Annotated in this window: 8 protein-coding genes; 7 read left to right on the forward strand and 1 reads right to left on the reverse strand. The window is 73.5% G+C overall.

Translation table 11 applies throughout. The features are described from left to right. Positions 1–432: hypothetical protein (locus ACH9D2_RS05600; RefSeq protein ID WP_396361780.1), on the reverse strand; the 432-nt coding region annotated here is incomplete at its 3' end. A gap of 6 nt (positions 433–438) precedes the next feature. On the opposite strand from ACH9D2_RS05600, the gene ACH9D2_RS05605 reads away from it, so the two are divergent. From ACH9D2_RS05605 to ACH9D2_RS05635, 7 genes are all read left to right on the forward strand, one after another. Next, positions 439–1371, forward strand: a complete 933-nt coding sequence (locus ACH9D2_RS05605; protein ID WP_396361781.1) for a hypothetical protein — start codon at positions 439–441, stop codon at positions 1369–1371. After that, the gene (locus ACH9D2_RS05610) at positions 1364–2368 is read left to right on the forward strand and encodes an HAD-IIA family hydrolase (protein ID WP_396361783.1); all 1005 of its coding nucleotides are present in this window, start codon (positions 1364–1366) and stop codon (positions 2366–2368) included. Before ACH9D2_RS05605 ends, ACH9D2_RS05610 begins: the two co-directional genes overlap by 8 nt. Beyond that, positions 2365–2619, forward strand: coding sequence for a hypothetical protein (locus ACH9D2_RS05615; RefSeq protein ID WP_396361785.1), 255 nt, complete (start codon positions 2365–2367; stop codon positions 2617–2619). Before ACH9D2_RS05610 ends, ACH9D2_RS05615 begins: the two co-directional genes overlap by 4 nt. Further along, the gene (locus ACH9D2_RS05620; protein ID WP_396361786.1) at positions 2616–3362 is read left to right on the forward strand and encodes a TlyA family rRNA (cytidine-2'-O)-methyltransferase; all 747 of its coding nucleotides are present in this window, start codon (positions 2616–2618) and stop codon (positions 3360–3362) included. The genes ACH9D2_RS05615 and ACH9D2_RS05620 overlap by 4 nt, the downstream gene beginning before the upstream one ends. A gap of 123 nt (positions 3363–3485) precedes the next feature. Beyond that, on the forward strand, positions 3486–4559 hold the full coding sequence (locus tag ACH9D2_RS05625; RefSeq protein WP_396361787.1) for an NAD kinase: 1074 nt from the start codon (positions 3486–3488) through the stop codon (positions 4557–4559). Further along, positions 4556–6268 (forward strand): DNA repair protein RecN, encoded by a 1713-nt coding sequence (gene recN / locus ACH9D2_RS05630; RefSeq protein ID WP_396361788.1) that lies wholly within the window; start codon positions 4556–4558, stop codon positions 6266–6268. The genes ACH9D2_RS05625 and recN overlap by 4 nt, the downstream gene beginning before the upstream one ends. A gap of 54 nt (positions 6269–6322) precedes the next feature. Then, a complete protein-coding gene (locus ACH9D2_RS05635) occupies positions 6323–8047 on the forward strand; it encodes a CTP synthase (RefSeq protein ID WP_396361789.1) in 1725 nt (574 codons plus the stop codon). Positions 8048–8098 lie beyond the last annotated feature (51 nt).

Genomic DNA, 8098 nt, shown 5'->3' on the forward strand with positions numbered 1-8098 from the left:
CGGGACGACCGCCAGGACGACCGTCCCGGTGGGTACGCTCCGCGCGGAGGCCGGCCCGAGAACGACAGGCGGGGAGGCTACGGCGGTGACCGCCGTCAGGACGACCGTCGTGGTGGCTACGCCCCGCGCGGTGACCGCCGGGATGACCGCCAGGACGACCGTCGTGGCGGGTATGCCCCGCGCAGTGACCGGCGTGATGGCGATCGTCGCGGAGGCTACGGCGATGACCGCCGTCGTGACGACCGTCGTGGAGGGTTCCCGGACCGCAACGAGGGGTACCGTGGGCGTCGTGACGACCGGGACGACGTCTCGACGCACCGGCACCGTGCACCCGAGGTCGACGAGGACATCACCGGCCGCGAGCTCGACAAGCCGACCCGCGCCCAGCTGGGGGCTCTCGAACCGCGCAACGCCGAGGCCGTCGCCAAGCACCTGGTCATGGCCGGGCGCTATCTGCTGGACGCCCCCGAGCTGGCGCTCGAGCACGCGCAGGCGGCCGGACGGCGAGGGGGTCGCATTGCCGCGGTGCGGGAGGCCACCGGGATCGCGGCGTACGAGGCCGGTGACTTCGCGCTGGCGCTCAAGGAGCTCCGCACGTTCCGCCGGATGACCGGCGCCGAGATCCACCTTCCCCTCATGGTCGACTGCGAGCGGGCCCTCGGTCGCCCGGACAAGGCCGCTGAGCTCGCGACGTCGGAGGCCGTGCAGTCGCTCGAGCCCGGCGAGAAGGTGGAACTCGCGATCGTCCTGGCCGGCATGCGCCGGGACCAGGGAGACGCCCAGGGGGCAGTGGACGCACTGACCATTCCGCAGCTCGACAAGAACCGGGGCTTCGCCTACAGTCCCCGGTTGTTCCGGGCCTACGCCGAGGCCCTGCGCGGCGTCGGGAGGGACCGGGAGGCCCTGACGTGGGACCGTCAGGCCGTGGTGGCCGAGGCCGCCCTCGGGACGGGACAGTTCGCCGAGCCGGAGATCATCGACTTCGACGACGAGGACGAGGCCGAGCAGGTGCCGGCGAGCGGCGTCGTCCTGGCCGATGCCGAGGAGCCGGCCCGGGGCCCGGTGGAGGAGCCGGCTCGGGAAACGACCGGGGCGGTGGCGGGGACGGACCCGACCGGTGCCCCAGCCGGTGCGGAGGGCGGCGACCTCGACGACCGCGTGGACGACGAGTCCGACGGCGTGCTCGACGACGGTTCCGACGAGGAGCCGGAGGACGAGGAGCAGGAGGACGCGGAGAACGGCGAGCAGGACCTGGACCCCGACGACGACTTCGAGGGCGGCTCCGAGGCCGATCTTGATCCGGACGACGACGCGGATCTTGACGGCGAGGACGGCAACGACGGCGAGGACGGCGGCCCGGAGCATGGCTGAGCGGCTGCTCGACCGGTTCGACGCCGTCCTGAGCGATCTGGACGGCGTCGTCTACGCCGGCCCGCACGCCATCCCCGGAGCGCCGGAGATGCTCCGCAGGATCTCCGCGGACGGCGTGCCCGTCGTGTTCGTGACCAACAACGCCTCCCGCTCCGTGGCCACGGTCGCCGAGCACCTGACGGACCTCGGCGTGCCCACGGAACCCGACGGCGTCGTGAGCGCGGCGCAGGCCGGAGCCGAGCTGCTGGCGCAACGGATCCCGGCCGGCACCGCTGTGCTCATCACTGGTTCCCAGGCGCTGGCCGACGTCGTGGCGGACGTCGGGCTGGTCCCGGTCCGTGCCCAGTCCGACGCGCCCCGCGCCGTGATCCAGGGCTTCGACCCCGGCCTGGGCTGGGCCGAGCTCGCCGAGGCCGCCTACACGCTGGCGGATCCGGACGTGCTGTGGGTCGCGACCAACACCGACCGCACCATTCCGCAGGCACGCGGTCTGGCCCCCGGCAACGGCACCCTCGTGGCGGCCGTGGCGGCGACCACGGCGCGGCCGCCGGTCGTCGCCGGCAAGCCGGAGGCGCCCATCTTCCGCACCGCCGCCGAACGGGCGGGCAGCACCCGGCCCGTGGTGCTGGGGGACCGGCTGGACACCGACATCCGGGGCGGCAACGCCGCCGGCTTCTCGACGATCGCGGTCCTCACCGGGGTGGACACCGTGCACACGATCCTCGCCGCGTGCACCGCGGAGCGCCCGGACCACGTCGTCGGCACCCTGCAGGCGCTCTTCGAGCCGTACCCCGAGGTCGAGGTCACGTCCTCGGACCGGGGTCACACCGCGCGCTGCGGAGCGGCGGAGGCCGAGGCCGACGGCACGCGGCTGCGGATCCGGGGCGCGCAGGACGACCTCGACGCCTGGCGGGCCGCCTGCGCGGCCTGGTGGACGGCGCACCCCGACACCGACGTCCCCGTGGTCCCCGACCCCGAGTGGGTGACGGGGGCGTGACCGGGCGCGCCGAGCTGCCGCCCGCGGCCGGGGGCGGCGGCGCAACCCTGCGCCCGACCGGTCACGCCGGGGTGGACGCCGTGCTCCAGCGTGCCGGTGACCTGGAGACGCTGCCGGTCTCGGAGCATCCCGGCCGCTACGAAGAGCTGCACGCGGCACTCGTGGCCGAGCTCGAGGCCGAGCCCGGCACCGTTCCCGCCGGCCTCGTGCCGCACCCGCGGACGGGACAGGAGGAGGCGGAGCCGCGGTGAGCTCCCGTCTCGACCAGGAGCTGACGGTGCGCGCACTGGCCCGCTCCCGCACGGTCGCCGCCCGGTGGATCGGCGAGGGGCGGGTGCTCGTGAACGGCCGGCCGGTGACCAAGCCCTCCGTCCGGGTCGGCCCCGACGACCTGCTGGAGGTCCGTCCCGCGGAGGCCCCGGACTACGTCAGCCGGGCCGGGCACAAGCTGGCCGGGGCGCTCGCCGCGTTCCCGGAGATCGACGTGGCGGGCAGGCGGTGCCTCGACGCCGGCGCCTCGACGGGCGGGTTCACCGACGTGCTGCTGCGGGAGGGCGCCCGGGAGGTGGTCGCCGTGGACGTGGGCCACGACCAGCTCGACCCCTCGCTCCGGGAGGACCCCCGGGTCCGCGTGCTCGAGGGCATGAACGTGCGCTGGATGCGCCCCGAGGACATCGGCGGCCCGACGGAGCTCACGGTCTGCGACCTGTCCTTCATCTCGCTGACCCTGGTCCTGGAGCCCCTGGCTGCGGCCACGGTGCCCGGAGGGGACCTCGTGCTCATGGTCAAGCCGCAGTTCGAGGTCGGCGCCGACCGCCTCGCGCGCACCGGGGTGGTCACGAGCGAGCACGAACGCGCCCGGGCCGTGGAGGCGGTGGCCGCCGCGGCCCGGACCCACGGGCTGACGGTCCGGGGCCGGGAGCGCAGCCCGCTTCCGGGCCAGGACGGCAACCACGAGTTCTTCCTGTGGTGCCGGCGGGATCCGCCGTCCTGAGTGTCCCCGCCCTCGCGTAGGGTGGTGAGCGGTGCCCGGTCCGCGGGCACGGCGTGCGCCACGGGCCGGTCCCGGCCCCGACGACGCCCGCGTGCACCGAGCAGTCGAGAACGGGAGGACCCGGTGAGCAGAAAGATCCTGGTCATGGCCCACATGGGCCGCCAAGAGGCCCAGGACGCCGCCCGCGACTCCTGTCTCCAGCTCCACGAGGCGGGCCTGGTGCCGGTGATCTCCCGGACCGACCTCGAGGCGCTGCAGGAGGACGCCGTGCCTCTCGCACCCGTGGAGGTCATCGAGGAGGACGTCTCCCTGCGGGAGATCGAGCTCGTCATGGTGCTCGGCGGGGACGGGTCGATCCTGCGCGCCGCCGAACTGGTGCGCAGCGTGGACACCCCCCTGCTGGGCGTGAACCTGGGCCACGTGGGCTTCCTCGCCGAGAGCGAGCGCTCCGACCTCCGCGAGTCCGTGGAGGCCATCGTCGACGGCCGCTACACGGTGGAGCAGCGCATGACGATCGACGTGACCGTGTGGCAGGACGAGAAGAAGGTGCTGCACACCTGGGCGCTGAACGAGGCCTCGGTGGAGAAGGGCGACCGCGAGAAGATGGTCGAGGTGGTCATCGAGGTGGACCGCCGGCCCCTGAGCACCTTCGGGTGCGACGGCGTGGTCCTCGCCACGCCGACCGGCTCCACCGCCTACGCGTTCTCCGCGGGCGGGCCCGTGGTGTGGCCCGAGGTCGAGGCGCTGCTCATGGTGCCCCTCAGCGCCCATGCCCTGTTCTCCCGGCCCCTGGTCATCTCCCCGAACTCCATGATGGCCGTGGAGGTCCTCACCCGCACCGACGCCCGCGGCGTGCTGTGGTGCGACGGGCGCCGGACCACCGAGCTGCCGCCCGGCTCCCGGATCGAGGTGGTGCGCTCCCCGAAGGCGGTCAACCTGGCGCGGATGCACCGCACCCCCTTCTCGGAGCGGCTCGTGAAGAAGTTCGAGCTGCCCACGAGCGGCTGGCGCGGACCGGTGCCACCGCACGAGGCCGCCGCGGCGCGGACCACGGCCCTGCCCACGGTCCGCGGCGACCAGACCACCGCCGGGTGGGCACAGGAGCCGCAGAAGTCCACGGTCGGGCACGAGATGCCCCACGAACCCGACTCCCCGCCCCCCTCGCCCGGAACGAGAGCGGGAAGGCCGGCTGAATGATCGAGGAGATCCACATCCACGACCTCGGCGTCATCACCGACGCCGTGCTGCCCCTCGGGCCGGGGCTGAGCATCCTCTCCGGTGAGACCGGCGCGGGCAAGACCATGGTGGTCACCGCCCTCGGGATGCTGCTGGGCAACCGCTCCGACGCCGGGGCCGTGCGCTCCGGGGCGCCCAAGGCCGTCGCCGAGGCCGTCGTGCGGGTTCCGGCCGGGCACCCCGCCGCGGCCCTCGTCGAGGACGCCGGCGGTGCGGTCGACGTCGAGACCGTCGGCGACGCCGAGGAGGCCCTCGTCACCGTCGCGCGGACCGTGACCTCGGAGGGGCGCAGCCGCGCCCACGTCGGTGGCCGCGCCGCCCCCGTGGGCACGCTCTCCGCGGTGGGCCAGACCCTGGTGGCGGTGCACGGACAGTCCGACCAGCTGCGGCTGAAGTCCCCGGCCGCTCAGCGGCACGCCCTGGACCAGTACGCGGGGGAGGAGCTGGCCGCGGAACTGCGCCGCTACCGGGAGCGGCTCACCGAGTACCGCTCCGTGCAGCAGACCCTGCGCGAGGTCACCGAGCACGGCCGCGAACGGGCGCTGGAGGCGCAGAGCCTGCAGGGGGCCCTCGAGGAGATCGACGCCGTGGACCCCCAGCCGGGGGAGGACGAGCGCCTCGACCAGGAGAGCCAGAAGCTGACCAACCTGGAGCAGCTGCGCGCCGCCGCGCTCACGGCCCACGCCGCCCTCAGCGGCGGGGAGTTCGCCGACGGCGACGCCCCGGACGCGACCGCCCTCGTGGCGGCCGCGCACCGGGCCCTGGAGCAGGAGGCCGGCTCCGACCGGGATCTCGAGGAGCTGTCCGGGCGGGTCGCCGAGCTGGCCGTGCTGGTCAACGACATCGCCGCGGACCTCTCCGGCTATGCGTCGGGGCTCGACGACGAGGGCCCCGCCCGCCTGGCCGAGGTGGAGTCCCGGCGGGCCAAGCTCAAGACCCTGACCCGCAAGTACGGCGCCACCGTGGACGAGGTCCTCGACTGGGCGGAGCGCTCGCGGGCTCGCCTCGACGAGCTCACCGACGACCCCGCGCGGGAGCAGGAGCTCCGCGCCCGCCTCGAGCAGCTGCACGCCGAGCTGAGCGAGCTGGCCGCCCGGATGACCGAACGGCGCCGGTACGCGGCGCACCGGCTCTCCGACGCCGTGAGCTCCGAGCTCACGGCCCTGGCCATGCCCAACGCCTCCCTCGTCATCGAGGTCGAGCCCACGGAGGAGTTCTCCGGCCACGGGCGGGACGAGATCGCCTTCCTCCTCAAGCCGCACGCCGCCGCCGCCCCGCGGCCCCTCGGCAAGGGCGCGTCCGGCGGTGAGCTGTCCCGTCTCATGCTCGCCATCGAGGTGGTCCTCGCCGCCGTGGACCCGGTGCCGACGTTCGTCTTCGACGAGGTGGACTCGGGGGTGGGCGGCAAGGCCGCCGTGGAGATCGGCCGCCGGCTGAAGATGCTCGCCCAGCACGTCCAGGTCCTCGTGGTGACGCACCTGCCGCAGGTCGCGGCCTTCGCCGACCAGCACGTCCTCGTCACCAAGAGCGCGGACGCCACGGTCAGCGACGTGCGCGTGCTCGACGAGGAGGAGCGCGTGGTGGAGCTCGCCCGCATGCTCGCGGGCCACGAGGACTCCGAGGCGGCGCGCGAGCACGCCCGTGAGCTCGTCCGCGGCGCGGTGCTCTGAGGCGCCTCCGCACGGTGATCCCCAGCACGCAACCGACGTCCCGGGAGGACAAGAATGATAGGGTCGAATTCCGTGGTGAATGCAAACGAAGCCGCCCACGAGGCCGGCGCACAGCAGACCGAAAACCAGCGACCGGGCAAGGTGACCCGCCAGATCTTCGTGACGGGCGGCGTGGCCTCCTCCCTCGGCAAGGGCCTGACCGCCTCGTCCCTCGGGATGCTGCTGCGGGCACGCGGGCTCTCCGTGACGATGCAGAAGCTGGATCCGTACCTCAACGTCGATCCGGGCACCATGAACCCCTTCCAGCACGGCGAGGTCTTCGTGACCGACGACGGGGCGGAGACCGATCTCGACATCGGCCACTACGAGCGCTTCCTGGACGAGAACCTCGACGCCTCGGCGAACGTGACCACCGGTCAGGTGTACTCGACGGTCATCGCCAAGGAGCGCCGGGGCGAGTACCTCGGGGACACCGTCCAGGTCATTCCCCACATCACCGACGAGCTGAAGAACCGCATGCGCCGCCGCGCGCAGGACGACGACCAGCCGGACATCATCATCACCGAGATCGGCGGCACGGTCGGTGACATCGAGTCCCAGCCGTTCCTCGAGGCCGCACGGCAGGTCCGCCAGGACGTCGGCCGCCGCAACGTGTTCTACCTGCACGTCTCCCTGATCCCGTACATCGGTCCCTCGGGCGAGCTGAAGACCAAGCCGACCCAGCACTCCGTGGCCGCCCTTCGCGGGCTCGGCATCCAGCCGGACGCGCTGGTGCTGCGCTCCGACCGGCAGGTCCCCGACACGATGCTGCGCAAGATCGGCAACGCCTGCGACGTCGACCACGACGCCGTGATCTCCTGCCCGGACGCCCCGAGCATCTACGACATCCCCCGGACCCTGCACTCCCAGGCACTGGACACCTACATCCTCGACTACCTGGGCCTGGACTACCGGGACGCCGATCTGGCCCAGTGGGAGCGCCTGCTCAAGGCCGTGCACGAGCCCGCCCACTTCGTCACCGTCGCCATGGTCGGCAAGTACATCGACCTCCCGGACGCCTACCTGTCGGTCTCCGAGGCGCTGCGCGCCGGCGGCTTCGCCAACGACGCCCGCGTGAAGATCAAGTGGGTGGCCTCGGACCTGTGCGAGACGCCCGAGGGAGCCCAGCGCGAGCTCGGCGACGTCGACGCGATCTGCGTCCCCGGCGGCTTCGGCATCCGCGGCATCGAGGGCAAGCTCGGCACCCTGCGCTTCGCCCGGGAGCACCGCATCCCGACCCTCGGCCTGTGCCTGGGCCTGCAGTGCATGGTCATCGAGTACGCCCGCACGGAGCTGGGGCTGGCCGGTGCCTCCTCGACCGAGTTCGAGCCGGAGACCGGGTACCCGGTCGTGGCGACCATGGACGAGCAGAAGCAGTTCGTCGAGGGCGCCGGCGACCTCGGCGGCACCATGCGGCTGGGCCTCTACGAGGCCCAGCTGCGGCCCGGCTCCGTGGTGGCCGGTGCCTACGGCTCCACCGAGGTCAAGGAGCGCCACCGCCACCGCTACGAGGTCAACAACGAGTACCGCGAGCGTCTCGAGGAGGCGGGCCTCGTGATCTCCGGCACCTCCCCGGGCGGCACCCTCGTGGAGTTCGTGGAGCTGCCCGTCGACGTGCACCCGTACTACGTGGGCACCCAGGCGCACCCCGAGCTGATGTCCCGCCCGACCCGCCCGCACCCGCTGTTCGACGGGCTCGTGAAGGCGGCCCTCGAGCGCCGTGAGGCCGAGGGCCGCTGAGCCCACGCCCGTCGCCGCACGGGCTTCCCGGTGCAGGCGCCGCGTCCTCGT

Origin of the sequence: Kocuria rhizosphaericola, from assembly GCF_044462205.1 — a bacterium.
Lineage (GTDB): Bacteria > Actinomycetota > Actinomycetes > Actinomycetales > Micrococcaceae > Kocuria > Kocuria rhizosphaericola.